Raw genomic sequence first — 257 nt, 5'->3', positions numbered from 1 at the left:
GACAAATAACCAAATCTGTTCATCCAAAAGGTAGGATGCGGTATCAGCAAAGAGTCCAAGGCTTAAATTAACTAACCCGAGTAATAACAACCATAAGCCCTCAAAACCTGCCACCCAAGCTAAGGGGATAATGGCTAATGCCCACAACGCAAATAGCTGCCAAGGATCCGCTCCCGTTTGATAGGTCTGGCCCACCAAGGCTAAAAGTCCACCAATTAACATACTCACCACTAACAGTGCCACGTTTGCAAGCGTGG

At 46.7% G+C, this 257-nt stretch carries 1 protein-coding gene; it reads right to left on the bottom strand.

Translation table 11 applies throughout. From position 1 onward, the window contains the following. A partial coding sequence (locus B4920_RS26950; RefSeq protein WP_139379722.1) for a DUF2157 domain-containing protein occupies positions 1 to 257 on the bottom strand: 257 nt, incomplete at both ends.

Source organism: Zoogloea sp. LCSB751, from assembly GCF_002028455.1.
Taxonomy (GTDB): Bacteria; Pseudomonadota; Gammaproteobacteria; order Burkholderiales; family Rhodocyclaceae; genus Zoogloea.
The sequence above is the reverse complement of the archived record's forward strand: the minus strand, read 5'-3'. Positions and strand labels throughout refer to the sequence as shown.